A 26,831-nucleotide genomic window follows, 5' to 3' on the forward strand; every position below is an offset into this window, starting at 1 on the left:
CCTCCCCTTCGCCTGCGGCGAAAGGGAGGGGGATTCGCGGCTCAGCCGGCCGCCACCGCGCGCTTGGCCGCAGTGACAATACGCTCCACGCTCGGCAGGTACTTCATCTCCAGCCGGAACAGCGGGATGTGGGTGTCGTAGCCGGTGACGCGCTCGACCGGGGCGAGCAGGTCGTACATCGAGTGCTCGGCCAGGCGCGCGGCGATCTCGGCGCCGAAGCCGGCGGTGCGCGGGGCTTCCTGCACGATCACGCAGCGGCCAGTGCGCGAGACCGACTCGGCGATGGTGTCGAAGTCCAGCGGGCGCAGGGTGGCCACGTCGATGACCTCGGCGCTGATGCCATCCTTCGCCAGCGCGTCGGCGGCCTCCAGCGCCTCCTTGATCTGCGCGCCCCAGGCGACCAGGGTCACGTCGGTGCCGTCGCGCAGGACGAAGCACACGTCCAGCGGCAGCGCCTCGCCGTCGTCGGCGACGACCTCCTTGTACTGGCGGTAGATCCGCTTGGGCTCCATGTAGATCACCGGGTCCTCGTCGCGGATCGCGGCCAGCAGCAGGCCATAGGCGCGCTGCGGCGAGGACGGCATGACCACGCGCAGGCCGGGCACGTTGGTGAAGATCGCCTCGTTGGCCTCGCTGTGGTGCTCCGGCGCGCGGATGCCGCCGCCCCAGGGCACGCGCAGCACCAGCGGGCAGTGCAGGCGGCCGCGGGTGCGGTTGCGCAGGCGCGCGGCATGGCAGATCAGGTGGTCGACCATCGGGTAGACGAAGCCGTCGAACTGGGCCTCGGCCACCGGCTTCATGCCCTGCGCGGCCAGGCCGACCGACAGGCCGGCGATGGTGGTCTCGTCCAGCGGCGTGTCCAGCACGCGCTGGGCGCCGAACTTCTGCTGCAGGCCGGCGGTGGCGCGGAACACGCCGCCGTTGACGCCCACGTCCTCGCCCAGCACCAGCACCGACGGGTCGTGTTCCAGTTCCCAGGCCAGGGCCTGGGTGATGGCCTCGATCAGGGTGATGGGCGTGGCGGTCATCGGCTGTCCTCCGCGGATGGCGTCGTGCGACGCGGCGGCGTCGCCGCCGGACTGCGCCGGGGCGGGGGCGTTGTTGCGGACCTCATCCATGGCGCTGCTCCAGGGCGATCGCGGCCGCGCGCTGGGCCAGCAACTCCGGCGGCGGATCCGCGTACAGGTAGTCGAACATCGCCTCCACCGGCTGCACCGGGGTGGCCAGGTAGGCGTCGACCTCGATGTTGACCAGGCGCTCGCACTCCTCCTTCCAGGCCGCTTCCTCGGCCTCGCTCCAGGCGCCCTGCGCGGTCAGCCAGGTGCGCAGGCGCGTGATCGGCTCGCGCTCCCACGCATCCTTGACCTCGGCATCGTCGCGGTAGCGGCGCGCGTCGTCGGCGGTGGTGTGGTCGGACAGGCGGTAGGTCATGAACTCGATCACGCTGCCGCCTTCGCCGGCGCGGGCGCGCTCGCTGGCGATGCGCATGGCCTCGAGCACGGCGACCAGGTCGTTGCCGTCGACCTGCAGGCAGAACAGCCCCCCTGCAATACCCTTCTGCGCCAGGGTCTGCGCGCCGGTCTGCGCCGCGCGCGGCACCGAGATCGCCCAGCCGTTGTTGATCACGCCCAGCACCAGCGGCAGGTCGTAGGCGCCGGCCGAGTTGAGCGCGGCGTAGAAGTCGGTCTTGGAACTGCCGCCGTCGCCGCAGGTGGCCACCGCCAGGTGCGGCTCGCCGCGCAGCTTGAACGCCAGCGCCGCGCCGGCCGCGTGCAGGCACTGGGTCGAGATCGGCACGCAGAACGGGAAGTCGTGGCGGGCGCCGCCTTCCTGGAAGTCGTTGCCGCGCTCGTCGCCGCCCCAGTACAGCAGCACCTCGCGCGGGCGCACGCCGCGCATGAACAGCACGCCGTACTCGCGGTAGCTGGGCGCGTAGACGTCGCCCTCGGCCATCGCCGCGCCGATGCCGACGTGGGTGGCCTCGTGGCCCAGGCAGGGGGCGTAGGTGCCGAGCTTGCCGGTGCGCTGCAGGGCGATCGACTTGGTGTCGAAGGCGCGCACGTACAGCATCTGCTTGAACAGGGGCAGCAGCGCGGCCGGGTCGCGCAGGGCAGGCGGGAATTCGCGGACCGGCTGGCCGTCCGCGCCGAGGTACTGCAGGTAGTCGATCTGGAAGCTTGCTGCGAGGGTCATTGCGTGCGCCAGCGGAAGCCGGAATGCGATACGGGAAGGTTGCACATGGTACGGAATGCCCCGTTAAAACCCGCCGTGCAGCGCAACATCGCTTGTATTCCGCGCACTTGCGGCCGGCGGCTGCGCCGCACCCGGTGCATGACAGCGTTGGGCAGAACGCCGGTCGGCCCGCTGCGTTACCCTTGCCGGCCCCACGCATACCGTGCCGTGCCGTCTCCGATGACCCTCGACAAGAACCAGCGTCCGCTCGAACCGGGCATCCACACCGACCTGCAAGGCCGGATGACCTATGCCGGCTACCTGCAGCTGGACCGGCTGCTGTCGGCGCAGACGCCGCTGTCGGACCCGCCGCACCACGACGAGATGCTGTTCATCGTCCAGCACCAGGTCTCGGAGCTGTGGCTGAAGCTGCTGATGCACGAACTGCAGGCGGCGCGCGAGTTCCTCAAGGCCGACCAGGTCTGGCAGTGCCGCAAGGTGCTGGCGCGCAGCAAGCAGGTGCTGCGCCAGCTGACCGAGCAGTGGTCGGTGCTGGAGACCCTGACCCCGTCCGAGTACATGGGCTTCCGCCACCTGCTGGGGCCGTCCTCGGGCTTCCAGTCGCTGCAGTACCGGGCGGTGGAGTTCCTGCTGGGCAACAAGAACGCCGGGATGGTGCGGGTGTTCGCCCACGACCCGGACGGCCAGGCGGCGCTGCGCGCGGAACTGGAACTGCCCAGCCTGTACGAGGAATTCCTGCGCTACCTGGCCCGCTTCGGCCATGCGGTCCCGGCCGCATACCTGGACGCCGGCCACGACTGGACCGGCGCCCACGTCTCCGACCCGGCGCTGCTGCCGGTGTTCGAGCGCATCTACGAGGACACCGACCGCTACTGGCGCGAGTACGCGCTGTGCGAGGACCTGGTCGATCTGGAGACCCAGTTCCAGCTGTGGCGCTTCCGGCACATGCGCACGGTGATGCGGATCATCGGCTTCAAGCGCGGCACCGGCGGCTCCAGCGGGGTGGGCTTCCTCAGGGAGGCGCTGGAGCTGACCTTCTTCCCGGAGCTGTTCGCGGTGCGCACCAGCATCGGCCTGGCCGGCGCGGCCGCGCCGGGAGACGCCGCGTACTGAGGTCGCGGCCCGGGACCCGGACGGGTTGGCGCCGGGCACGCCACTGGGGTTATGGTCCCTGTCCGGGGCGCCGCGCGGCGGTGCCGGCGAGCCTTCGTTTCCAGGGGAACCTCCACGCATGAACCCATCCGCATCCGGCGCCGGCGCGCCTCCCGGCCTGGTCGGCCGCCTCCTCGACACCATCGAGCGCGTCGGCAACCGCCTGCCGGACCCGGCCGCGCTGTTCCTGATCCTGATGCTGCTGGTCTGGGGCCTGTCCTGGCTGCTGTCGGGCGTGCAATTCGAGGCGATCAACCCGGCCACCGGCGAGCCGATCCGGATCGTCAACCTGCTGTCGGGCCAGTCGCTGACCGCGTTCATGGCCAACATGTACCGGGTGTTCATGGCCTTCGCGCCGCTGGGCGTGGTGCTCACGGCGATGCTGGGCCTGGGCGTGGCCGAGCACACCGGCTACATCAACGCGGCGCTGCGGCGGATGCTGTCGATCACGCCGAAGTCGCTGCTGACCCCGGCGCTGGTCGCGGTCGCGGTGCTCAGCCACGTCGCGGTCGACGCCGGCTACGTGCTGGTGATCCCGCTGGGCGGGGTGATCTTCTACGCCGCCGGGCGGCATCCGCTGGCCGGGATCGCGGCCGCGTTCTGCGGCGTGTCCGGAGGCTTCTCGGCGACGCTGTTCGTGCCGTCCTCGCTCGACCCGCTGCTGGCCAGCTTCACCCAGGAGGCCGGGCGCATCCTCGACCCGGCGCTGGTGGTGAACCCGCTCAACAACTGGATCTTCACCACCGTGTCGAGCGCGCTGATCATCGCCATCGGCTGGTTCGTCACCGACCGCATCATCGAGCCGCGCCTGGCGCGGACCGAGGTCGACGGCGACACCAAGGACCTGCCGAAGATGGAGCCGCTGACCGCCGCCGAGCGCCGCGGCCTGCTGTGGGCGACGCTGGCGATGCTCGTCGCGCTGGCGCTGTTCGTGCTGAGCCTGCTGCCGGAGACCTCGCCGTGGCGCGCGCCGGCGGACACGCCCGCGGTGCTCGCCGGCGGCAACCCGCTGCTGGTGGCGCAGGCACCGGTGATGCAGTCGATCGTGGCGCTGATCTTCATCCTGTTCCTGATCCCCGGCGTGGTCTACGGCTACGTCGCCGGCACGGTGAAGACCCATCGCGACATCATCGCGGCCATGACCAAGGCGATGAGCGGGATGGCCTACTACATCGTCATCGCCTTCTTCATCGCCCAGTTCCTGGCCGGCTTCAACGGCTCGGGCCTGGGCACGCTGATGGCGGTGGAGGGCGCGGTGCTGCTGCAGGGCCTGCCGGTATGGCTGACGATCATCGGCCTGATCGCGATGACCGGCATCGTCAACCTGTTCATCGGCTCGGCCTCGGCCAAGTGGGCGCTGCTGGCACCGATCATGGTGCCGCTGATGATGCAGCTGGGCGTCTCGCCGGACCTGACCCAGGCCGCCTATCGGGTCGGCGACTCGATGACCACGATCATCACCCCGCTGATGCCGTATTTCCCGCTGATCGTGGTGTTCTGCCAGCGCTACGTGACCTCGGCCGGGATCGGCACCCTGGTGTCGCTCATGATCCCGTACTCGCTGGCGCTGACGGTGCTCTGGACGCTGCTGCTGCTGGCGTTCTGGGGGCTGGGGATCCCGCTGGGCATCGGCGCCAGCTTCCACTACCCGGCCGGCTGAGCCGGCCCGCCCCATCGGGGTGGGGCGCGGCGGCGGATCGTGCAAGTCCGCGCCGGGCCTGGGCTTTCCCGGTCCGGCGGCGGCCTGTGCACGGCCGCCGCCGGCGCACGCGCGCATTGACGTCCGGCGCCGGCGTCGGTGATTCTCGCCCCACTCCGGGGGCCCCTGAACCGTCATGGACCCTTCCAGAAGCCCATTCAGCAAAGGATTTCCATGAGCGCCGACGTCGTCGAGCCCAAGGTCGCGGCCCCGCCGCCGCCTTCGCACCACCTGCCCGAATTCGCCCAGGTCATGGGCCATCCGCGTCCGCTGTGGATGCTGTTCATGACCGAGTTCTGGGAGCGCTTCGCCTTCTACGGCATGCGCTGGGCCCTGGTCCTGTACATCGTCGCCCAGTTCTTCAACGGCGACGCCACCGGCGAGGCGCCGGCCAGCGAGCTGTACGGCGCCTACCTGGCGCTGGTGTACGCGGCGGCCATCTTCGGCGGCTACGTCGCCGACAAGCTGATCGGCTACCAGCGCTCGATCCTGGTCGGCGCGGTGTTCATGGCCGCCGGCCTGTTCCTGATCACGGTGCCGAGCGAGGCGTTCCTGAAGCTGGGCCTGGCCACGATCATCGTCGGCAACGGCATGTTCAAGCCGATCATCTCCACGGTCGTCGGCAAGCTCTACGCCACCGGCGACGGGCGACGCGACTCGGGCTTCACCATCTTCTACATGGGCATCAACCTGGGCGCGTTCATCGCGCCGATCCTGACCGGCCTGCTGGCCGAGAAGGTGTTCGGCAGCGATGGCATGCCGGCCTACAAGGTGGTTTTCATCGCCTCCGGCATCGGCATGGTGCTGAGCCTGGTGTGGTTCTGGTTCGGCCGCGGCCAGCTCAAGGGCATCGGCGCCGCCGAGGGCGCCATGGCCGGGACCGGGCGGCTGCTGATGGTGGCGCTGGGCGCGCTGGTCGCGATCCCGGCCTTCTACTTCCTGCTCACGATCGAAGCCGGCGTGCTCAACTGGATCCTGATCGCCCTGTTCGTGGCGCCGGCGGTGATGCTGCTGGTGGAGGGCATGCGCGAAGGCTCCGTGCAGCGCGACATGGTCATCGCGATGCTGATCATCTTCGGCTTCAACGTGCTGTTCTGGATGTTCTTCGAGCAGGCCGGCAGTTCGTTCAACTTCCTGGCCCAGAACATCGTCAACCGCGACCTGTGGGGCTGGGAGTTCCCGGTGGGCTGGTTCCAGTCGGTGAACTCGATCGCGATCATCACCCTGGCGCCGATCATGGCTTGGATCTGGGTGAAGATGGGCTCGGCCAATCCGTCGATCCCGCGCAAGTTCGGCCTGGGCCTGATCTTCAACGGCCTGGCGTTCCTGCTGCTGATGTTCGCCCTGTCCAGCCTGGTCGATCCGGAGACGCTGAAGATCCCGTTCTGGACCCTGTTCATGGTCTACGTGATCCAGTCGGTGGGCGAGCTGTGCCTGTCGCCGATCGGCCTGTCGATGACCACCAAGCTGGCGCCGGTGCGGCTGACCGGCCTGGCGATGGGCGGCTGGTTCCTGTCGATCGCCATCGGCAACAACCTGTCGGGCATCTTCGCCTCCAGCGTCAGCGGCGAGGGCGGCATGACCGTGGCCTCGGCGCACGCCGGCTATACCTTCGGCTTCTGGGCGCTGCTCGGTTCGGGCGTGCTGCTGTTCCTGATCGCGCCGCTGGTCAACCGGCTGATGCACGGAGTGAAGTGAGGATGGCGGGCGGCGGTCGCCGGCCCGGCGCGGCGGTGGTCCCGGTGATGCTGGCGCTGCTGCTGTCGGCGTGCGGCGGCGAGGAGATCCCGCCCTCCGGCCCGCCGCTGCCGGTGGACACCTCGCCGCAGAAGCCGCCGGTGGCGGACGTCACCGAACCGGTCGCCTCGGGCAACACGCCCGCGGCGGCCGACATCGCGGCGATCGCCGGGCTAGGCGCGGCGTTCGATCCCGAGCGCGATGCCGTCGCCGACCTGGAGACGGCGAAGGTGGAGGCCAAGCGCGGCAACCGGCGCATCGTCCTGGAGCTGGGCGATGCGACCTGCGGCGAATGCGCGGCGCTGGACCAGCGGATCGAGGGCGAGGCGCCACTGCGGCACCTGCGCGATGCCGGCTTCATCTGGGTCAAGGTCGACCGCAGTGCGCCGGGCAATGCCGCGTTCCTGGCCGCGTGGCCAGAGAGCGCGGATGCGCCGGCGCCGCACCTGCTGGTGCTGGATGCCGACGCGCAGGTACTGCACGAGCAGGCCGGCGCCGAGCTGCTGCGCAACGGCAAGCCGGACACGCGCCGGATCCGCGAGTTCCTGGAGCAGTGGGCTCCGCCGCCGGCGCCCTGATCCCGCGCCTCCCGAAGCAGCGCCGCCGCTGTTGTAGGAGCCCACTTCAGTGGGCGACACGGGCGTCGGAATGATGAGGGAGTCGCCTGTGCCAACGGCGTCGCGTCGCCGGCTGAACCCGGCTCCTACAACAGCGGCGTGGCAGCCGCTCCTCTGTAGGAGCCCACTTCAGTGGGCGACACGGGCGTCGGAATGGTGAGGGAGTCGCCTGTGCCAACGGCGTCGTGTCGCCGGCTGAACCCGGCTCCTGCAACAGCGGCGTGGCAGCCGCTCCTCTGTAGGAGCCCACTTCAGTCGGCGACACGGGCGTCGGAATGATGAGGGAGTCGCCTGTGCCAACGGCGTCGCGTCGCCGGCTGAACCCGGCTCCTGCAACAGCGGCGTGGCAGCCGCTCCTCTGTAGGAGCCCACTTCAGTGGGCGACACGGGCGTCGGAATGATGAGGGAGTCGCCTGTGCCAACGGCGTCGTGTCGCCGGCTGAACCCGGCTCCTGCAACAGCGGCGTGGCAGCCGCTCCTCTGTAGGAGCCCACTTCAGTGGGCGACACGGGCGTCGGAGCGTTGAGGGAGCCGCCTGTGCCGACGTCGCGCGACGCCGGCCGCACGACTCCGCACAAGGAAGCGACCGCGGCTCAACCGCCCTCGCGCAACGCCACCAGGCCGGGCCCGGAAAGCTTGCGCAGCAGCCGGTCGAGCACGACCTTCTCCTCCTCGTCGAGCGTGGCCACCAGCCGCTGCTCGCAGGCCAGCGCCATCGGCGCGATCTCGTCGAAGACCGAATAGCCCACTTCCGACAGCGCCAGCACCGAGCGGCGTCGGTCGTCGCTGTGGATCTCGCGCTTGATCAGGCTGCGCTCGAGCAGGCGCGCCACCGCGCGGCTGACGGCGACCTTGTCCATCGCGGTGCGCTCGGCGACCTCGTTGGCCGACAGGTCCGGGTAACGGCCGAGCACCGCCATCACCCGCCATTCAGTGATCGCCAGCCCGAAACGCTTCTGGTAGATGTCGGCGATGGTCTGGCTGACCCGGTTGGACAGCACGCTGAGCCGGTACGGCAGGAAATTCTCCAGCTCGAGCTGGGCATGGCGGGGGGCATCCGCGGTCGCGGTGCCGGGAGCTTCGGAAGCGTTCGGGGCGGACATTGCGGCAGGGCACCTTGCTTATGGTTGCAGACGTAACTATAAAGGAGGCTGGATCAGAACCCGTTTTCCCGACGGGGTGTTCAGGAAGCCATCATGAGCGCGCAATCGCAAGCCCTCCCCACCAATTCGGCCCCCGACGCGGGCATGACCGTGAGCCAGTTCGAGAACCCGATGGGCATCGACGGCTTCGAGTTCGTCGAATTCGCCGCCCCGGCCGGGCAGGCGCAGCAGCTGCACGACTATTTCCGCAAGCTCGGCTTCGTCCAGGTCGCGCGGCACAAGACCCGCCCGATCAGCACCTACCGCCAGGGCGACTGCACCTTCCTGATCAACGAGGACCCGGACTCCTTCGCCGCGCGCTTCGCCGAGCAGCACGGCCCGAGCGCCTGCGGCTTTGCGATCCGGGTCAAGAAGCTGGCCGACTGGGCCCGCACCCAGGCGCTGAAGAACGGCGCCGAGGCGTTCGACGCGCGCGACGAACTGAGCAAGGCGGTGGCCGCGCCGGTGATCAAGGGCATCGGCGACTGCATGCTCTACATCGTTGACCGCTACGACGAGAAGGGCACCATCCACGACCCGGACTACGAATACCTGCCGGGCGTGGAGCTGATGCCCCAGGGCTTCGGCCTGACCTTCATCGACCACCTGACCCACAACCTTTACCACGGCAACATGGCCAAGTGGGCCGACTACTACGAGCGGCTGTTCAACTTCCGCGAAATCCGCTACTTCGACATCAAGGGCGCCAAGACCGGCCTGCTGTCCAAGGCGATGACCGCGCCGGACGGCATGGTCCGCATACCGCTCAACGAGTCGTCCGATCCGAAGTCGCAGATCAACGAGTACCTGGATACCTACGGCGGCGAAGGCATCCAGCACATCGCCTGCTTCACCAACGACATCTACGTGACGGTGGAGCGGATGCGCGAGGCCGGGGTGGAGTTCCTGGACACGCCGGAGACCTACTTCGACGTGATCGACCAGCGCATCCCCGAGCACGGCGAGGACCTGGCGCGGCTGCGCAGGAACAAGATCCTGATCGACGCCGACCCGGAGACCAAGCAGCGCAAGCTGCTGCAGATCTTCACCCAGAACGCGATCGGCCCGATCTTCTTCGAGATCATCCAGCGCAAGGGCAACGAGGGCTTCGGCGAGGGCAATTTCCAGGCCCTGTTCGAGAGCATCGAGCGCGACCAGATGCGGCGCGGGGTTCTCTGACGCGCTAGTGGGGAAAGCCCCTCTCCCTCCGGGGCGAAGGGGACCGTTTGCGAACCACCGGTTCGCGGTCCACTGAGCGCCCTCGCGCTGGCGCGAGGGCCGGGGCGCGGAGCGGGGGTTGGGGGGAGGGTACGGCGAAGTGACGAACGTCAAACCACCGTTGTCTACCGATACCCTCGGCCACGCCCGCCAGATGCGTAGCGAGTCCACCGATGTCGAGCGCCAACTGTGGCAGCACCTGCGTGCCGGTCGCCTCTCCGGCCTCAAGTTCCGCCGCCAGCATCCGATTCCGCCGTACATCGCCGATTTCTGCTGCGTCGAAAGGAATCTGGTCATCGAACTGGATGGATCGCAGCACACCCCCGAAGCGGACGTTGCCAGGACCCGACACCTTCAGTCCCATGGCTGGCGCGCACTGCGCTTCTGGGACAATGAAGTACTGACCCAGCCCGAAGCCGTTCTCGAGGCGATCTGGAACGCCGTTTCGGAGACCGATCCTCTCCCCAACCCCTCTCTCCCACGGGGACTTCCTTCGGTCGCCGAAGGGAGAGGGCCTCAAAGGCCAGAGCCATGAATGCATCGTCCGACCTCCGCTACATGACCGGCTTCGGCAACGAATTCGCCACCGAGGCCGTGCCCGGCGCGCTGCCGGTCGGGCAGAACTCGCCGCAGCGGGTCGCGCACGGGCTGTATGCCGAGCAGCTGTCCGGCAGCGCCTTCACCGCGCCACGCGGGCACAACCGGCGCAGCTGGCTGTACCGGATCCGCCCGGCGGTGATGCACGGCAGCTTCGCGCCTTTCGTGCAAACCGCCTTACACAACGACTTCGGCGACGGCCCGGTCACCCCTGACCAGCTGCGCTGGGACCCGCTGCCGCTGCCGGCGACCCCGACCGATTTCGTCGAGGGCCTGTACACCGTCGCCGGCAACGGTGGGCCGGCCGCACAGCAGGGCGTGGCCATCCACCTGTACGCAGCCGACCGCGACATGGCCGGCCGCTTCTTCTACGACGCCGACGGCGAACTGATGCTGGTGCCGCAGCTGGGCCGGCTGCGCATCGCCACCGAGATGGGCGTGCTGGAGGTGGAGCCGCAGCAGATCGCGGTGGTCCCGCGCGGCGTGCGCTTCCGCGTCGAGCTGCCCGACGGCCCGTCGCGCGGCTACGTGCTGGAGAACTTCGGCGCGCCGCTGCGGTTGCCGGAGCTGGGGCCGATCGGCGCCAACGGCCTGGCCAACCCGCGCGACTTCGAGACGCCGATGGCGGCCTACGAGGACGTCGAGGGCGCGTTCGAGCTGGTGGCCAAGTTCCAGGGCCACCTGTGGCGCGCCGACATCGGCCACAGCCCGCTGGACGTGGTCGCCTGGCACGGCAACTACGTGCCGTACCGCTACGACCTGCGCCGCTTCAACACGATCGGCTCGATCAGCTTCGACCATCCCGACCCGTCGATCTTCACCGTGCTCACCGGGCCCAGCGACACGTCGGGCACGGCCAACGTCGACTTCGCGATCTTCCCGCCGCGCTGGCTGGTGGCGCAGCACACCTTCCGGCCGCCGTGGTTCCACCGCAACGTGGCCAGCGAGTTCATGGGTCTGGTGCACGGTGCCTACGACGCCAAGGCCGAGGGCTTCGTGCCCGGCGGCGCCTCGCTGCACAACTGCATGAGCGGGCACGGGCCGGACGCGGCCACCTTCGACAAGGCTTCCAGCGCCGACCTGTCGAAGCCGGACGTGGTCGCCGGGACCATGGCCTTCATGTTCGAGACGCGCGCGGTGATACGGCCGACCGCGCAGGCGCTGGACGCCGCGCACCGGCAGCGCGACTACCAGGCGTGCTGGGCGGGCCTGCGCCGCAACTTCCAGCCATCGTAGGAGCCGGGTTCAGCCGGCGACCCGACGCCGTCTGCACAGGCGACGCCCTCGTGACCCCGACGCCCGTGTCGCCGACTGAAGTCAGCTCCTACAGAAGAGCGGCCGCGCTGCGGCTGTTGTAGGAGCCGGGTTCAGCCGGCGACCCGACGACGCCGGCACAGGCGACGTCCTCATGGTCCCGACGCCCGTGTCGCCGACTGAAGTCAGCTCCTACAGAAGAGCGGCCGCGCTGCGGCTGTTGTAGGAGCCGGGTTCAGCCGGCGACCCGACGCCGTCGGCACAGGCGACGCCCTCGTGACCCCGACGCCCGTGTCGCCGACTGAAGTCAGCTCCTACAGGAGAGCGGTCGCGCTGCGGCTGTTGTAGGAGCCGGGTTCAGCCGGCGACACGACGCCGTCGGCCCAAGCGACGCCGTCGTGGTCCCGCCGCCCGTGTCGCACGCGAACGGGCTCCTGCAACGGAACGGCCGTCGGTGATCCGCACCGCCGCGAGCCAGGCCATTCTCCGACCGCGGGCGCTCCCAGCACTCCTGCACACGGCGGCCCGGCCTTCGCCCGCCGTTGACGTGCCGCCTGCCAACCTCGCCGCGTCGATCGCACAGGGGAACCCGATGCCTTCCAGGACGACTTCCAGGACGCTTGATGCCTGCCTGCTGACCCTCGCCCTGGTATTGGCCTCCTGCTCGCAGGCCCCGGACTCGCATGCTCTGGACGATGCCGCGACCGCGGACGCGGAGGAGTCGGCGCTGGACGAGCCGGTGGAGGAGATACCGCCGGCCACGGTGCCGGACGCGGCCGTGGCGCTGGCGCCGCTGGCGGTGGATTTCTCCGGCTTCGGACCGGTGCCCTTCGGCAGCGATGCGCAGGCCCTGCGCCAGGCCTGGGACCGGCCGCTGGAAGGCGGGGACGAGGCGACGGGCGACGCCTGCCACTACCTGCTGCCGCAACCGCGCCCTGCGCACGGCTACGGCATCGGCTTCATGGTGGAAGACGGGCGTTTCGTGCGGGTGGACGTGGACGATCCATCGGCCACCGCGCCGGGTGGCGGCCGCATCGGCATGACCGCCGCCGAGATCGCCGCGCTCTATCCCGGACGGGTGGAGGAACGCCTGCACAAGTACGTGGAGGGCGGCAGGTACCTGCGCGTGGCCGGCGACAGCGGCGCTGCGGTGCTGCTGTTCGAGACCGACGCGCAGGGCCGGGTGCAGGAGTGGCGCGTGGGCCTGCCGCCGCAGGTTGACTACGTCGAAGGCTGCAGCTGAGCCGGAGTCGACGGCCGGGCCCGGCGCCGGCATAGAATCGCGGCAGGCCAAGGGAGGGTGCGGCGATGGCGGAGGCGTTGGGGCTGTTCGCGCTGGGGTTGCTGCTGCTGGCGCTGGGCGGGGACTCGGTGGTCAAGGGCGTATCCGGGCTGGCCCAGCACTGGGGCGTGCGCCCGTTCGTGGCCGGCCTGCTGCTGGTCGCCTTCGGCACCTCGGTGCCGGAGCTGGCGGTCAACCTGCGCGCGGTGGTCCAGGAGCAGCCGCACCTGGCGCTGGGCAATGCGGTGGGCAGCAACGTGGCCAACCTCGGCCTGACCCTGGGCCTGGCGGCGCTGGCCGCGCCGCTGCTGCTGCGCGCGCGGATGCTGGTGCCGCTGCTGGTGCTGCTGGCGGTGGCCACGTTCGCGCTGATGGTGTTCGGCCTGGATGGCTACATCGGCCGCATCGAAGGCGCGGTGCTGCTGCTGGGCTTCCTCGCCACCACCGCCTTCCTGCTGCGCAAGGGCGCGCGCGAATCCGACGAGGTGCAGGCGGAGATCGCCGGCTTCGCCGCGACCCGCGCCGGGCTGGGCCTTAACCTGGTCCGGCTGGTGATCGCTTTCGCCCTGCTCTGGTTCGGCGCGCGCTGGGTGGTGGCCGGCGGCCTCGGCCTGGGCCAGGCCTGGGGCCTGACCCCGCTGATGGTCGGCCTGCTGCCGGTGGCGATCGGCACCGCGCTGCCGGAGATCGCCGCGGCCATCGCCGCGGCGCGGCGCGGGCAGGGCGACATGGTCGCCGGGCACGTGATCGGCTCGAGCCTGTTCAACCTGCTGGCCATCGTCGGCGGCATGGCCGTGTTGCAGCCGCTGGCGCTGCCGGCCTCGTTCGTGAAGTTCGAGCTGCCGGCGGTGCTGGCGCTGACCCTGCTGGTCTACACGCTGCTGCGCAGCGGCCGGCGGGTCACCCGGCAGGAGGGCGTGATCCTGTGCCTGGTGTTCCTGGCCTGGGTCGTGCTGGAACTGTTGCTGTTCCTGTAGGAGCCCAGCTTGCTGGCGACACGGGCATCGGGTTGACGGGGGCGTCGCCTGGGCCGACGGCGTCGGGTCGCCGGCTGAACCCGGCTCCTACAACAGCCGCGCCGCAACCGCCTTCTGTAGGAGCTGACTTCAGTCGGCGACACGGGCGTCGGAAACACGAGGGCGTCGCCTGGGCCGATGGAGTCGCGTCGCCGGCAAACCCGGCTCCTGCAAGAAGCGCCCGTCCTCGCCGGCCGCGCTCACTCGTGCTGGGTGCCGCTGATGCGCGGTTCGCCGCTGCCCTCGTCGTCGGCCGGTTGCGGTGGTCGCTCGGCCATGTGCAGCGACAACGCCGCCTTGGCCATCAGGTGCGCGCTGATCGGCGCGGTGATGAACAGGAAGGCGGTGATCAGCAGTTCGCGCGGCTGTGGGTCGCTGCCGGCGAGCATGTGGTAGCCGACCGAGGCCGCCAGCACGCAGCCCACGCCCAGGGTACTGGCCTTGGTCGGCGCGTGCAGGCGCTTGAAGAACTCCGACAGCTTCACCAGGCCGAGCGAGCCGACCAGGATGAAGAAGCAGCCGGCCGCCAGCAGCAGCACCAGGGCGATGGCGTATACCCAGCTCATTCGACGATGTCCCGGCGCAGCACGTACTTGCTCAGCACCACGGTGCCGACGAAGCCGAGCATGGCGATGACCAGCGCCGCCTCGAAATACACCGCCGTGCCCAGGTGCATGCCGAACAGGATCAGCTGGGCGATGGCGGCCACGAACAGGGTGTCCAGGGCGAGGATGCGGTCGGGCACCGCCGGGCCCTTCAGCAGCCGGTACAGCGCCAGCAGCATGGCCAGGCCGACCAGGTGCATGGAGCCGACGATGGCCACGGCGACCAGCGATTGCGGGGTCACGGGAAGATCTCCATCAGCGGGGCTTCGTAGCGGGTCTTGATCTCGCGGATCACCTCGTCGGCGTCCTTGAGGTTGAGCACGTGCACCAGCAGGTAGCGGCGGTCGTCCGACAGCGCCGAGGACACCGTGCCCGGGGTCAGGGTGATGATGCTGGTCAGCGCGGCGATGCCGTGGATGTTGGCGATGTCCAGCGGCACCCAGATGAAGCCCGGGGTGATCTCCTCCTCCGGGCCCAGCACCTGCAGGGCCACGGTGATGTTGGAGCGCACGATGTCCAGCAGCAGGATGCCCAGCATCCGCGGCGCCCCGCGCAGGCTGCCGATGCGCGCGAACTCGCGGTCCAGGCGCGCGGCGAAGGTGGGGATCAGCAGCGCCAGCACCAGCGCCATGAGCACGTGGCCGGTGGTGACCTGGTCGTTCATCAGCAGCCAGAAGCAGAACACGGTCGCCGCCAGCGGCAGCGAGGGCAGCCAGCGCCGGCGCCAGGCGGGCACGTGTTTCCGGTTCATGCTCAGGGCTCCCTCAGGTGCGGCGTGGCCGCGCGCACCTGCTGCACGTAGTCGCCGGGCGACTGCAGCTGCGCGGCGGCGGCGCGGGTGTAGTCCAGCAGCGGCGCGGCGGCCACCACCATGACGATGCCGTAGCCCAGCAGCAGGACGGTGGCGGCGGTCTCCAGCGGCCGGCTCGGCGCGGCCTTCATCGCGTCCACGGGCGTGTATTCGGCCAGCCGTTCCGGCGAGGCGTCGGGCCAGGGTTCCACGCGCCAGAACAGCCGCGTGCCTGCGCGCGCCAGGCCGACCAGCATCAGGAAGCTGCTGCCCAGCACCAGCGCCCATACCCACAGCGTGCGGCTGCCGGCCGGCACCGCCTCGAGCAGCAGCAGCTTGCCGATGAAGCCCGACAGCGGCGGCAACCCGGCCAGCGACACCGCCGCCACCAGGAACAGCACGCCCGGTACCAGCCGCCGGGGCAGTGCGGCGACCAGGTCCTTGCGGTCGCCGGCGCTGCCGCGGCGGCGCCGGATCAGGTCGGCCAGCAGGAACAGCGCGGCGCCGGCGAAGGTGCTGTGGACCAGGTAGTACAGTCCCGCGGCGATCGTGCCGGTCGTGGCCAGGGCGAAGGCGATGAACAGCGTCGCCGCCGAGCCCAGTACCAGGTAGGCGGCCAGCGAACGCAGCCGCTGCGCGGCCAACACGCCCAGCGAGGCCAGCAACAGGCTGGCGCCGCCCAGTGCCAGCAGCGCCGGCCAGGCGAAGCCGTCCAGCGCGCCGGCCGCGCCGAAGCTCAGCGTGGCCACCCGCAGCACCGCGTACAGGCCGACCTTGGTCATCACCGCGAACAGGCCGGCCACCGCCGCCGGCGCGTGGGTGTAGGTCTCGGGCAGCCAGAAGTACAGCGGGAGCAGCGCGGCCTTGGCGCAGAACACCACCAGCAGCAGGCCGGCCGCGGACTGGATCAGCGCCAGGTCCTGCGGCGGCGCCTGCGCCACCCGCACCGCCATCTCGGCCATGTTGAGCGTGCCCAGCAGGCCGTAGAGCAGGCCCAGCGCGATCAGGAACAGGGTGGAGGCGGCGATGTTGAAGACCACGTAGTGCATGCCGGCGCGGATGCGCTCGCCGCGGCCGCCGCTGAGCATCAGCCCGTACGAGGCGATCAGCAGCACTTCGAAGAACACGAACAGGTTGAACACGTCGCCGGTGAGGAACGCGCCGTTCAGGCCCATCATCTGGAACTGGAACAACGCGTGGAAGTGCGGCGCGCGCCGGTCCCAGCCGGCGCAGGCGTGGAGCAGGGTGGCCGCACCGAGCAGCTGGCCGACCAGCAGCATCAGCGCCGCCAGCCGGTCCACCATCAGCGCGATGCCCAGCCGCGCCGGCCAGTCGCCGACCAGGTAGACCGGGATGCGGCCGCTGGACGCCTCCACCGCGAGCGCGACCGAGACTCCCAGCATCGCTGCCATCGAGGTCCAGGCCACCACCCGCTGCGGGGCCATGCCGAAGCGCCGGTTCTCGAAGAACAGGGCCAGCGCCGCGGCGAACAGCGGGATCAGGATCGGCAGGACCGGCAGATGGCTCATGGGCGGTCTCCGGTCCGCTCGGCCTCGGCCTCGGCCTGCGCCGCGGCCCGCGCCTCCTCGCGCGCCTCCTCGTGCCGGCGTCGCTCGGCGCGCAGGAACTCGCGCTCGGCGCGGCGGCCGTCGACGTGGTCGCTGTCGTTGTCGGCGCGGCTGCGGATGGCGACCACGATGCTGACCGCGGTCATGGCGAAGGCGATCACGATCGCGGTCAGCACCAGTGCCTGCGGCAGCGGATCGGTGTAGTTGGCCAGGTCGGCGGCCACGCCGTCGCGCAGCACCGGCGGCTTGCCGGCCACCAGCCGGCCGCCGGCGAAGATCAGCAGGTTGGTCGCGTACGAGAGCAGGGTCAGGCCCAGGATCACGTCGAAGCTGCGCGCGCGCAGCAGCAGGTACACGCCCGCGGCGGTGAGGATGCCGATCGCGCTCGCCATCGCCAGTTCCATCAGCACACCTCCATGCGGCGCGTCCCCATCACAGTTCCCCGGTCCGGGTCGAACGATCGCCCGGCTCGATCACGCCCAGGTGCGCCACGCGGGTGCGCGAGGGCTTGATCGTGCCCATCATCGACAGGATCAGCATCGCGCCGCCGAACACCACCAGGTACACGCCGGTGTCGAAGCCGATCGCGCTGGCCAGCGGCAGCTCGCCGACCAGCGGCAGCTCCAGGTCCACGTGGCCGCTGGTCAGGAACTCGACCCCGAACAGGATCGAGGCCGCGCCGCTGACGCCGGCCACGATCAGGCCCACGCCAATGCAGCGGACATAGTCGAAGCCGAAGCGCGACTCGACCGAGGTCGCGCCCTGGATCACGTACTGGATCAGCAGCGGCACCGCCAGCACCAGGCCGGCGATGAAACCACCGCCGGGGGCGTTGTGGCCGCGCAGGAACAGGAATACCGACACCGTCAGGGTCAGCGGCAGCATCAGCTGGGCCAGGTCGGCCGGTACCGGCAGCTTGATCGGTGGCCCCGACATCACCTTCTCCGGTGCCATCCTGGCGCGGCGCAGCAGCGCGTGCACGATCAGCGCGGCGATGCCGAACACGGTGATCTCGCCGAAGGTGTCGAAGCCGCGGAAGTCGACCAGGATGACGTTGACCACGTTGCGACCGTAGGCCTCGGGCAGCGAGCGCGCCAGCATCTCCAGGCTGGCCGGATCGGCGGCCGGGCGGGTCATCATCGCGTACGCCAGCAGGCCGATGCCCAGGCCCGCGGCCAGGGCGACGGCGACGTCGCGCGCGCGCCGCCGCGGCGCGCGCTCGGGCGGCGAGCGCGGCGGCAGGTAGTGCAGGCCCAGCAGCAGCAGCGCCAGGCTGACCATCTCCACCAGCAACTGGGTCAGCGCCAGGTCCGGCGCGGACAGGAACACGAAGGTCATGCTGACCATCAGCCCGGCGCCGCCGAGCACGATCAACGCCAGCAGGCGCTGCCGGTACAGGCGGATGGTGTAGAGCGCGCAGGCGACCAGCACCAGCCACAGCAGCCAGCCCAGCAGCGGCATCGGCTGCGATGCGCCCAGTTGCAGCGGCGGATGGGCGCCGGACAGGAACGGCGCGGCACCGGCCAGCAGCGCCGCCACTACCAGCCAGACCAGGCTGCGCTGCAGGCTGCCGTTGGCGATCTTGAGGGTGAAGCGCTCGGCCAGGCCGTACAGCGCCTCCATGTTCCAGCGGAACAGGTGGCGGCCGAGCGAGCGGCGCACGGCCGCGTGCAGGTTGAGCAGGCGGCGCAACCCGAGGTACAGGACGATGCCGCCGACGATGCCGGCCAGGCTCATCAGCAGCGGCCGGTTGATGCCGTGCCACACCGCCAGGCTGTAGGCGGGCATGTCGTCGCCGAGGATCGCCGCCGCGCCGGCGTGCAGCACCGGGGCCACCGTCCAGGCCGGGACCACGCCCACCGCCACGCACAGCAGCACCAGCACCGCCACCGGGATCCGCATCCAGCGCGGCGGCTCGTGCGGCTCGCGGTCCAGCCTGCGCGGGCCTTCGCCGAGGAAGGTCTCATGGACGAAGCGCAGGCTGTAGGCCACGCCGAACATGCCGTACAGCAGCGCCGCGACCGCGACCAGGTTGCCCATCGTCCTGTGACCCTCGATCTCCAGCGCCTCGGCGAAGAACATCTCCTTGGACAGGAAGCCGTTGAGCAGCGGGATGCCGGCCATCGCCAGCGAGGCGATGATCGCCAGGGTGCTGGTGACGGGCATCCAGCGGCGCAGGTTGCCCAGGCGGCGCATGTCGCGGGTGCCGGTCTCGTGGTCGATGATGCCGGCGGCCATGAACAGCGAGGCCTTGAAGGTGGCGTGGTTGAGGATGTGGAACACGCCGGCGACCACCGCCATCGGCGTGGACAGGCCAAACAGCACCGTGATCAGGCCCAGGTGCGAGATCGTGGAGTAGGCCAGCAGGCCCTTGAGGTCGTGCTGGAAGATCGCGTACCAGGCACCGAGCAGCAGGGTGATCGCGCCGACGCTGGTGACCACGTAGAAGAACAGCTCGGTGCCGGCCAGCGCCGGGTGCAGCCGCGCCAGCAGGAACACGCCGGCCTTCACCATCGTGGCCGAGTGCAGGTAGGCCGACACCGGCGTGGGCGCGGCCATCGCGTGCGGCAGCCAGAAGTGCAGCGGGAACTGCGCGCTCTTGGTGAACACGCCGGCCAGGACCAGGCCCAGCACCCAGGGGTACAGCTCGCTGGCGCGGATCAGGTCGCCCGAGGCCAGCACGGTGTCCAGGTCGTAGCTGCCGACGATGCGCCCGATCAGCAGCACGCCGCCAAGCAGTGCCAGGCCGCCGCCACCGGTGATCGCCAGGGCCATGCGCGCGCCTTCGCGCGCGTCCTGCTGCCGGTACCAGAAGCCGATCAGCAGGAACGAGCTGATGCTGGTCAGCTCCCAGAACACCATCAGCAGCAGCAGGTTGCCGGCGACCACCACGCCCAGCATCGAGCCCATGAACAGCAGCAGGCAGCCGAAGAAGCGCGGCGCGCTGTCCTCGTCGGCCAGATAGTAGTGCGCGTACATCACCACCAGCGCGCCGATGGCCAGGACCATGCCGGCGAACATCCAGGCCAGGCCGTCCAGGCGCAGGGTGAGGTCCAGGCCGATCTGCGGGATCCAGGCGTGGTCGGCGCGCGGCACCCAGCCCTGCAGCACCGCCGGCGTCATCCAGGCCAGCAGCAACAGGCCCAGCAGCGGCGCCGCCGCGGCCACCCATGCCACCTGCCCGCGCGATCGCTTGCGCATGAATACCATCGCCAAGGCCGCCAGGAACGGCAGGGCGAGCAGGATTTCCAGAAAGGGGATCATCCGGGGAGGCGGGGGTCGATCGACGCGAAACGGGTTCGAGTGTAACAGCCGGCCCGCCGGCGCCGGGCAGGTCGCACCGCCCGGTCGGCGGTTTCCTGCGGGCCGGCCCACCGGCGGCGCACCCTCGGGACATGGGCGACTGTCGCGCTTTCCCGACGTCGGTGCCACCCGTAGGAGCTGGGCTTGCCCGCGACGCGACGCCGTCGGCGCAGGCGACGCCCTCGTGGTCCCGACGCTCGTGTCGCCGACTGAAGTCAGCTCCTACAGAAGAGCGGCCGCGCCGGTGCTGTTGTAGGAGCCGGGTTCAGCCGGCGACGCGACGGTGTCGGCGCAGGCGACGCCCTCGTGGTTCCGACGCTCGTGTCGCCGACTGAAGTCAGCTCCTACAGGAGAGCGGGCGCGCCGCGGCTGTTGTAGGAGACGGGTTCAGCCGGCGACGCGACGCCGTCGGCACAGGCGACGTCCTCGTGGTTCCGACGCCCGTGTCGCCGGCTGAACCCGGCTCCTACAATGGGCCGATGCGAGCCCGCGCCGCCTACCACGCCACGCCATGAGCGCCCAGGCGCCACGCGTCCTGCTGTTCGGCGCCAGCGGCCAGATCGGCCGCTGCGTCCTGGCGCGGCTGGTGCGGCAGGGGGGGCGGGTAGTGGCGTTGTCGCGGCACGCGCAGCCGCCGTCGCCCGGCGTGGAGTGGCGGACGGGCGCGCTGCCGGACGCGGTCGGTGCGGCCGGGGACTTCGACGCGATCCTCAGCTGCGGACCGCTGGACCTGTTCTCGCACTGGTACGCACGGTCGCCGACCGGCGCCGCGCGCGTGGTCGCGTTCGGCTCGACCAGCGTGCACGTAAAGGGCACATCGCCCGATCCGGCCGAGCGCGAGCTGGCCGCGCGGCTGCACGATGCCGAGGCCCGGCTGGCCGATGCCGCCGCCGCGCGTGGCGTGGCGGCGACGCTGCTGCGGCCGACGCTGGTGTACGGCGCGGGCAGCGACCGCAACCTGAGCCGGATCGCGGCGCTGGCGCGCCGCCACGGGTACTTCGTGCTGCCACGCGATGCATGCGGCCTGCGCCAGCCGGTGCACGTGGGCGACCTGGCCGCGGCGGCGCTGGCCGCGCTGGCGCGGGAGGACGGCGGATTCCACTCCTACGACCTGCCGGGCGGCGAGACCCTGGCGTACCGGGAGATGGTGGCGCGGGTCCTGGCCGCGCTGCGGCCGCCGGCGCGGCTGCTGCTGCTGCCCGGCGCGCTGTTCTCGCTCGCCGCGGGCGCGGCTCGGCGCCTGGGCGTGCACGACGCGGGCGCGGCGGTGCTGGCGCGGATGCGCCAGGACCTGGCCTTCGACGATTCCGCCGCGCGGCGCGACCTGGACTATGCGCCGCGGCCGTTCCACCCGTCGGCCGAGATGTTTTCCCCGCCACCGGACACCGCGGAGCACGGACTGTAGCGACCAGGCTTGGTTGCTACATGGATATTGGAATCATGCGGGCGTCGCGCCGACAGTGTCGCCAGCGCCGCGCCGCCGGGTTTTTTGCCATGGGGATTGTCGTCACCGGGTCATCTCCGTCGTTCCCGCGTAGGCGGGAACCCAGCGACTTGATGCTTGTAGAGGGTTGATTGGCAGCAAAGGCGAAGTCACTGGGCTCCCGCCTACGCGGGAACGACGGAATTTAAGTGCGCGCGGGTGGCCACCGGCCGCTCAATACTTCCAGCCCAGCCTCCGGTACAGCTTGGACAGCACCCATGCCGGGCCGATCAGCAAGTACACCAGGTCGGTGAGGAAGCTGGGCTTGCGGCCCTCGTACTTGTGGCCGATGAACTGCGCGATCCAAGCCACCACGAACACGGCCAGCGCCGACCACAGCAAGGTGGGCAGGCCGAAGCGTATTTCGATCAGCCGGCACAGGCAGCCGCAGAAGAAGAGCACCGCCAGCATGCCCAGCCCGAGCGGGCGCGAGAGCCGGTAATAGAACATCCAGGCGAAGAACATCGCCAGCGCGGCCCAGATCCCGGTCTTCGCCCACGGGCCCGGCGAGGGGATGCACCAGACCAGCGCCACCACCGACCACAGGATCGCCGGCACCGCGACCACGTGGATGCGCTGGTTGAGCTCGTTGCGGTGGTCGTCGGAGTAGCTGGCGAAGTAGCGGTCGATCGGCCGCATCGGCATGGTCGCGTTCATCGTTTCCCTCCCAGGAATGGGAGGGAGCATAACCCTGCGGCCGATGGCTTGTGCGCCGGACGGCGCAATGGCGTGGAGCGGACGCGGCCTGTCCCGGGTGCGTGCAAAGACGCAGCGCCGCGATCTCCCGCACGCCGGTTTCCCGCTTCCTTGTAGGAGCCGGGTTCAGCCGGCGACACGGGCGTCGGAATCCCGAGGGCGTCGCCTGTGCCGAGGGCGTCGTGTCGCCGGCTGAACCCGGCTCCTACAGAAAGCAGCGGCGTGCAGGTGGCCGGAGGGCGCCATGCCCTCAGCGCAGGCGACGACCGCCGCTCAGTCGACCGCGATCCCGGCCAGCTTCTGCAGCGCCTCGGCGTAGCGCGCACGGGTGCGCTCGATCACCTCGGGCGGCAGCGACGGACCCGGCGGGGTCTTGTCCCAGTCCAGCGTTTCCAGGTAGTCGCGCACGATCTGCTTGTCGTAGCTCGGCGGGCTGCTGCCGACCTGGTACTCGTCGGCCGGCCAGTAGCGCGAGGAGTCCGGGGTCAGCATCTCGTCCATGATGTACAGGCGACCGTCGGCGTCGGTGCCGAACTCGAACTTGGTGTCGGCCAGCAGGATCCCGCGCTCCGCCGCGTAGGCGGCGGCGTAGCGGTACAGGCGCAGGGTCGCGTCGCGCACGCGCTCGGCCAGCTCGCCGCCGACCGTACGCACCATCGCGTCGAAGTCGATGTTCTCGTCGTGGTCGCCGACCGCGGCCTTGGTCGAGGGGGTGAAGATCGGCTCGGGCAGCTGCTCGGCCTGGCGCAGGCCGTCTGGCAATGCGATGCCGCTGACCTGGCCGGTGCGCTGGTAGTCCTTCCAGCCGCTGCCGATCAGGTAGCCGCGGGCGATCGCCTCCACCGGCACCGGCTTGAGCTTCCTGGTCACCACCGCGCGCCGGGTATACAGCGCCGGGTCCACGCCTGGCGGCAGCACCGCGGCAACATCGATCCCGGTGAGGTGGTTGGGCATCAGGTGCGCGGTCTTGCCGAACCAGAAGTTGGAGATCTGGCACAGCATCTCGCCCTTGCCGGGGATCGGGTCGGGCAGGACCACGTCGAACGCGGACAGGCGGTCAGTGGCGACCATCAACAGGTAGCCGTCGGGCGAGGCGCCGTCCTGGCCGGCGGCGGCCAGCGCATCGGCGGGGATCGTCTCGCGCGGCAGGTCGAACACGTCGCGCACCTTGCCGCGGTGGCGCAGCGGCAGGCCGGGCAGGTCGGACTGGAGCAGGGTCGTGGACAACGCAGTCTCCGGGGCAGGGCAAGGAACGTCCCGGGGCCGCGCCGGCAAGGGGGCACGGCGGCCGGCCGCACAGTGTACGGCGAGCCGGGCCGGCTGTGCCGTAGAATTGGCGCTCCGCACGCTTGGCGCCGCCTGCCGAATGAACCGCTGGTACGGAAAACTGCTGGGCCTGATCGCCGGCGCGCTGCTGTTCCGCCCCAATCCGCTGGTCGGCGCGTTGATCGGGCTGCTGATCGGCCATGCCTTCGACAGCGACTGGTTCCGCCTGCGCCGGCGCGAAGATCCCTACGCCGAGCTGGGCGTGACCGCCGACGCCAGCGACGCGGAGATCGACCAGGCCTACCGTCGTCTGATGTCCCAGTACCACCCGGACAAGATGGCCGGGGCCGCGCCCGAGTTGCGCGCCCAGGCCGAGAAGCGCGCCCGAGCGATCAACGCCGCCTACGACCGCATCCGTACCCTGCGCCGCTAGACCCGGGTGGCGCCACCGTCCTTCATTCCCGCGAGCCGACCATGCAGCCCACCGTCATTGCCCCGTCCATCCTCTCGGCCGACTTCGCCCGGCTGGGCGAGGAAGTCGACAACGTGCTGGCCGCCGGCGCCGACTGGGTCCACTTCGACGTGATGGACAACCACTACGTGCCCAACCTGACCATCGGCCCGATGGTCTGCCAGGCGCTGCGCAAGCACGGCGTCACCGCGCCGATCGACGTGCACCTGATGGTCGAACCGGTCGACCGGATCGTGCCGGACTTCGCCGAGGCCGGCGCCACCGTCATCAGCTTCCACCCCGAGGCCAGCCGCCACGTCCACCGCACCGTGCAGCTGATCAGGTCACATGGCTGCCAGGCCGGGCTGGTGCTCAACCCGGCCACGCCGGTGGAAGTGCTGGACTGGGTGCTGGAGGACCTGGACCTGGTGCTGCTGATGTCGGTCAACCCGGGCTTCGGCGGCCAGGCCTTCATCCCCGCGACGCTGGACAAGCTGCGCGCGGTGCGGGCGATGATCGACAAGACCGGCAAGCCGATCCGGCTGGAGATCGACGGCGGGGTCAAGGCCGACAACATCGGCGAGATCGCCGCGGCGGGGGCGGACACCTTCGTTGCCGGTTCGGCGATCTTCAACGCCCCCGACTACGCGTCGGTGATCGGCAGGATGAAGGCGGCGGTGGACGCGGTGCGGGGCTGACCCGCGCGGTCGAGGCCGATCCGGGAATCGCCGCGGGTCCGGTCGCCGCGGACCTGCCGGCCGGCGACGCCTCCACGCGCCGCCGGCCCCTGCCACCAGGAGGCAATCCCGCCTCCGCCCGTCTTCCCTGCTATGGCCTTCGATGCTGCCGCACGGGAGTGACAGCGCGATGACGCGGGACCGGCCTGCGGTTCACGCCACTGCATGCACCTGCCATCGGACCGGACATCCGTTGCCGTCGCCCCCATCCCGACACCATCGTCCCGGCGAACGCCGGGACCCAGCGACTTTGCGCCTCCGGTTACGTCGCTGGCCGTTCCAAGGCACTGGGTCCCGGCGTTCGCCGGGACGACGGAATTGTTGGGCAGATCGGCCCATGTGCGCCGATTCCCTCGAGCCGTACCTGCGTTCCCGCGCCCGTTTCGCCGGCAACCGCCGGCTGCGCGGCCGCCGCCAATCCGGTTAAAGTGGCGGCCATGTTCGGCCAGACGATCAGGCTCACCCTTGCTTCCGCGCGCCGGTGCCGGCGATGGCGGCTCAACGCCGTCGTCCCTTGCCATGCCCCGATCCGCCGGAAGGAAGCCCGCCTTGGTCACGCCCGAACAGTTCCAGCGCCACGCTGCTGAAGGCCACACCCGCATCCCGGTCGTCCGCGAGGTGCTGTCCGACCTGGACACGCCGCTGTCGGTCTACCTGAAGCTGGCCGACGCCCCGCACACCTACCTGCTCGAGTCGGTCGAGGGCGGCGAGCGTTTCGGCCGCTACTCGATCATCGGCTTGCCAGCCGGGCGCACGATCGCCTTCCGCGGCCATGCGATGGAAGTGCGCGAGCACGGCCGGGTGGTCGAGCAGCGCGAAGTCGCCGATCCCTTTGCCGAGGTCGAGGCGCTGCGCGCGTCGTGCTCGGTGCCGAAGCTGGAGGGGCTGCCGGGCTTCACCGGCGGCCTGGTGGGCTGGTTCGGCTTCGAGTGCATCGGCTACATCGAGCCGCGCCTGGCCGGTGGCGACAAGCGCGACGAGCTGGGCACGCCGGACATCTACCTGATGCTGTCCGAAGAGCTGGCCGTATTCGACAACCTCAAGGGCCGGCTGTACCTGATCGTGCACGCGGATCCGCGCGAGCCCGGCTCCTGGGACGCGGCGCAGCAGCGGCTGGACGCGCTGGTCGACAAGCTGCGCCGGCCCGGCAGCTACCCGGCGCCACTGAGCCGCGACGTGCTCGACGAGAGCCATTTCGTCTCCGGCTTCACCCGCGAGGGCTTCATCGAGGCGGTGGAGAAGTCCAAGGAGTACATCCGCGCCGGCGACGTGTTCCAGGTGGTGCTGAGCCAGCGCCTGAGCGTGCCGTTCAACGCACGGCCGGTGGACGTGTACCGCGCGCTGCGCGCGCTCAACCCGTCGCCGTACATGTACTTCCTCGACACCGGCGAGACCCAGGTGGTCGGCTCCTCGCCGGAGATCCTGGTGCGGCAGCAGGGCGAGGAGGTCACCGTGCGCCCGATCGCCGGCACCCGCCCGCGCGGTGCCACCCCGGCCGAGGACCTGGCGCTGGAGCAGGACCTGCTGGCCGACCCGAAGGAGCGCGCCGAGCACCTGATGCTGATCGACCTGGGCCGCAACGATGTCGGCCGAGTCTCGGAGGCCGGCAGCGTCGAGGTCGGCGAGCGCTTCGTGATCGAGCGCTACAGCCACGTCATGCACATCGTCAGCGAGGTCACCGGCAAGCTGCTGCCCGGACTGAGCTATGCCGACGTGCTGCGCGCCACCTTCCCGGCCGGCACGGTCAGCGGCGCGCCGAAGATCCGCGCGCTGGAGGTGATCCGCGAGCTCGAACCGATCAAGCGCAATGTCTACGCCGGCAGCATCGGCTACATCGGCTGGCACGGCGACGCCGACACCGCCATCGCCATACGCACCGCTGTGATCAAGGACGGCCGCCTGCACGTGCAGGCCGGCGCCGGCATCGTCTACGACTCCGACCCGCAGAAGGAGTGGGACGAGACCATGAACAAGGGCCGCGCGCTGTTCCGCGCGGTGGCGCAGGCGGCGAAGGGGCTGTGAGGG

At 70.4% G+C, this 26,831-nt stretch carries 24 protein-coding genes; 13 read left to right on the plus strand and 11 right to left on the minus strand.

The window, feature by feature from the left end; genetic code table 11:
- Positions 1-41: 41 nt before the first annotated feature.
- Both WQ53_RS10760 and pdhA read right to left on the minus strand, forming a co-directional pair.
- Positions 42-1,028, minus strand: a complete 987-nt coding sequence (locus WQ53_RS10760) for an alpha-ketoacid dehydrogenase subunit beta (RefSeq protein ID WP_428992289.1) — start codon at positions 1,026-1,028, stop codon at positions 42-44.
- An 82-nt stretch (positions 1,029-1,110) separates the two neighbouring features.
- Entirely contained in the window at positions 1,111-2,193 is a 1,083-nt protein-coding gene (gene pdhA / locus WQ53_RS10765; protein WP_052632230.1) for a pyruvate dehydrogenase (acetyl-transferring) E1 component subunit alpha, read from the minus strand.
- Between the two features lie 219 nt (positions 2,194-2,412).
- Here pdhA and WQ53_RS10770 point away from each other — a divergent pair, with 219 nt between their 5' ends.
- The 4 genes from WQ53_RS10770 to WQ53_RS10785 all read left to right on the plus strand — a co-directional run bounded on the left by WQ53_RS10770 (position 2,413) and on the right by WQ53_RS10785 (position 7,359).
- The gene (locus WQ53_RS10770; protein ID WP_052632232.1) at positions 2,413-3,306 is read left to right on the plus strand and encodes a tryptophan 2,3-dioxygenase; all 894 of its coding nucleotides are present in this window, start codon (positions 2,413-2,415) and stop codon (positions 3,304-3,306) included.
- A gap of 118 nt (positions 3,307-3,424) precedes the next feature.
- Positions 3,425-5,005, plus strand: coding sequence for an AbgT family transporter (locus WQ53_RS10775; protein WP_052632235.1), 1,581 nt, complete (start codon positions 3,425-3,427; stop codon positions 5,003-5,005).
- A gap of 213 nt (positions 5,006-5,218) precedes the next feature.
- On the plus strand, positions 5,219-6,742 hold the full coding sequence (locus WQ53_RS10780) for a peptide MFS transporter (RefSeq protein ID WP_052632238.1): 1,524 nt from the start codon (positions 5,219-5,221) through the stop codon (positions 6,740-6,742).
- Between the two features lie 2 nt (positions 6,743-6,744).
- Complete coding sequence (locus WQ53_RS10785; RefSeq protein WP_052632241.1) at positions 6,745-7,359, plus strand: thioredoxin family protein; 615 nt, start codon at positions 6,745-6,747, stop codon at positions 7,357-7,359.
- 632 nt (positions 7,360-7,991) lie between these two features.
- Here the strand turns inward: WQ53_RS10785 and WQ53_RS10790 are convergent.
- The gene (locus tag WQ53_RS10790; protein ID WP_082112982.1) at positions 7,992-8,501 is read right to left on the minus strand and encodes a MarR family winged helix-turn-helix transcriptional regulator; all 510 of its coding nucleotides are present in this window, start codon (positions 8,499-8,501) and stop codon (positions 7,992-7,994) included.
- Positions 8,502-8,594: 93 nt separating this feature from the next.
- Here WQ53_RS10790 and hppD point away from each other — a divergent pair, with 93 nt between their 5' ends.
- The 5 genes from hppD to WQ53_RS10810 all read left to right on the plus strand — a co-directional run bounded on the left by hppD (position 8,595) and on the right by WQ53_RS10810 (position 13,868).
- Positions 8,595-9,719: a 4-hydroxyphenylpyruvate dioxygenase gene (gene hppD / locus WQ53_RS10795; RefSeq protein ID WP_052632244.1), complete on the plus strand. Its 1,125-nt coding sequence runs from the start codon at positions 8,595-8,597 to the stop codon at positions 9,717-9,719.
- Positions 9,720-9,858: 139 nt separating this feature from the next.
- Complete coding sequence (locus WQ53_RS16395) at positions 9,859-10,293, plus strand: endonuclease domain-containing protein (RefSeq protein ID WP_330217134.1); 435 nt, start codon at positions 9,859-9,861, stop codon at positions 10,291-10,293.
- Positions 10,290-11,591 carry a homogentisate 1,2-dioxygenase gene (gene hmgA / locus WQ53_RS10800; RefSeq protein WP_052632247.1) on the plus strand — a complete coding sequence of 434 codons (1,302 nt, stop codon included), beginning with the start codon at positions 10,290-10,292 and terminating at the stop codon, positions 11,589-11,591. Before WQ53_RS16395 ends, hmgA begins: the two co-directional genes overlap by 4 nt.
- 610 nt (positions 11,592-12,201) lie before the next feature.
- Positions 12,202-12,852 carry a hypothetical protein gene (locus WQ53_RS10805; protein WP_052632250.1) on the plus strand — a complete coding sequence of 217 codons (651 nt, stop codon included), beginning with the start codon at positions 12,202-12,204 and terminating at the stop codon, positions 12,850-12,852.
- Positions 12,853-12,917: 65 nt separating this feature from the next.
- The gene (locus WQ53_RS10810) at positions 12,918-13,868 is read left to right on the plus strand and encodes a calcium/sodium antiporter (RefSeq protein WP_052632253.1); all 951 of its coding nucleotides are present in this window, start codon (positions 12,918-12,920) and stop codon (positions 13,866-13,868) included.
- Positions 13,869-14,107: 239 nt separating this feature from the next.
- Here WQ53_RS10810 and WQ53_RS10815 read toward each other — a convergent pair whose 3' ends face one another.
- The 6 genes from WQ53_RS10815 to WQ53_RS10840 are packed head-to-tail and all read right to left on the minus strand — an operon-like array spanning position 14,108 to position 20,134.
- Entirely contained in the window at positions 14,108-14,473 is a 366-nt protein-coding gene (locus WQ53_RS10815) for a Na+/H+ antiporter subunit G (RefSeq protein WP_052632256.1), read from the minus strand.
- A complete protein-coding gene (locus WQ53_RS10820) occupies positions 14,470-14,712 on the minus strand; it encodes a K+/H+ antiporter subunit F (RefSeq protein WP_236685953.1) in 243 nt (80 codons plus the stop codon). The genes WQ53_RS10815 and WQ53_RS10820 overlap by 4 nt, the downstream gene beginning before the upstream one ends.
- Positions 14,713-14,750: 38 nt before the next feature.
- A complete protein-coding gene (locus WQ53_RS10825; protein WP_052632262.1) occupies positions 14,751-15,263 on the minus strand; it encodes a Na+/H+ antiporter subunit E in 513 nt (170 codons plus the stop codon).
- 2 nt (positions 15,264-15,265) lie between these two features.
- A complete protein-coding gene (locus WQ53_RS10830) occupies positions 15,266-16,831 on the minus strand; it encodes a monovalent cation/H+ antiporter subunit D (RefSeq protein ID WP_052632265.1) in 1,566 nt (521 codons plus the stop codon).
- Complete coding sequence (locus WQ53_RS10835) at positions 16,828-17,274, minus strand: Na+/H+ antiporter subunit C (RefSeq protein ID WP_052634049.1); 447 nt, start codon at positions 17,272-17,274, stop codon at positions 16,828-16,830. Before WQ53_RS10835 ends, WQ53_RS10830 begins: the two co-directional genes overlap by 4 nt.
- Positions 17,275-17,302: 28 nt before the next feature.
- The gene (locus WQ53_RS10840) at positions 17,303-20,134 is read right to left on the minus strand and encodes a monovalent cation/H+ antiporter subunit A (RefSeq protein ID WP_052632268.1); all 2,832 of its coding nucleotides are present in this window, start codon (positions 20,132-20,134) and stop codon (positions 17,303-17,305) included.
- Between the two features lie 550 nt (positions 20,135-20,684).
- Between WQ53_RS10840 and WQ53_RS10845 the strand changes: the two genes are divergently transcribed.
- Complete coding sequence (locus WQ53_RS10845) at positions 20,685-21,578, plus strand: NAD-dependent epimerase/dehydratase family protein (RefSeq protein ID WP_052632271.1); 894 nt, start codon at positions 20,685-20,687, stop codon at positions 21,576-21,578.
- Positions 21,579-21,830: 252 nt separating this feature from the next.
- On the opposite strand, the gene WQ53_RS10850 is transcribed toward WQ53_RS10845, so the two are convergent.
- Positions 21,831-22,313: a DUF962 domain-containing protein gene (locus WQ53_RS10850; RefSeq protein WP_052632274.1), complete on the minus strand. Its 483-nt coding sequence runs from the start codon at positions 22,311-22,313 to the stop codon at positions 21,831-21,833.
- Between the two features lie 312 nt (positions 22,314-22,625).
- On the minus strand, positions 22,626-23,579 hold the full coding sequence (locus tag WQ53_RS10855; RefSeq protein WP_052632277.1) for a phosphoribosylaminoimidazolesuccinocarboxamide synthase: 954 nt from the start codon (positions 23,577-23,579) through the stop codon (positions 22,626-22,628).
- A 139-nt stretch (positions 23,580-23,718) separates the two neighbouring features.
- Between WQ53_RS10855 and WQ53_RS10860 the strand changes: the two genes are divergently transcribed.
- From WQ53_RS10860 to trpE, 3 genes are all read left to right on the plus strand, one after another.
- Positions 23,719-24,051 (plus strand): J domain-containing protein, encoded by a 333-nt coding sequence (locus WQ53_RS10860; RefSeq protein WP_052632280.1) that lies wholly within the window; start codon positions 23,719-23,721, stop codon positions 24,049-24,051.
- Between the two features lie 41 nt (positions 24,052-24,092).
- Positions 24,093-24,767 (plus strand): ribulose-phosphate 3-epimerase, encoded by a 675-nt coding sequence (gene rpe, locus WQ53_RS10865; protein ID WP_052632283.1) that lies wholly within the window; start codon positions 24,093-24,095, stop codon positions 24,765-24,767.
- Positions 24,768-25,355: 588 nt separating this feature from the next.
- Positions 25,356-26,828: an anthranilate synthase component I gene (trpE, locus tag WQ53_RS10870; RefSeq protein WP_052632286.1), complete on the plus strand. Its 1,473-nt coding sequence runs from the start codon at positions 25,356-25,358 to the stop codon at positions 26,826-26,828.
- Positions 26,829-26,831: the final 3 nt, after the last annotated feature.

Origin of the sequence: Pseudoxanthomonas suwonensis (assembly GCF_000972865.1) — a bacterium.
Taxonomy (GTDB): Bacteria; Pseudomonadota; Gammaproteobacteria; order Xanthomonadales; family Xanthomonadaceae; genus Pseudoxanthomonas; species Pseudoxanthomonas suwonensis_B.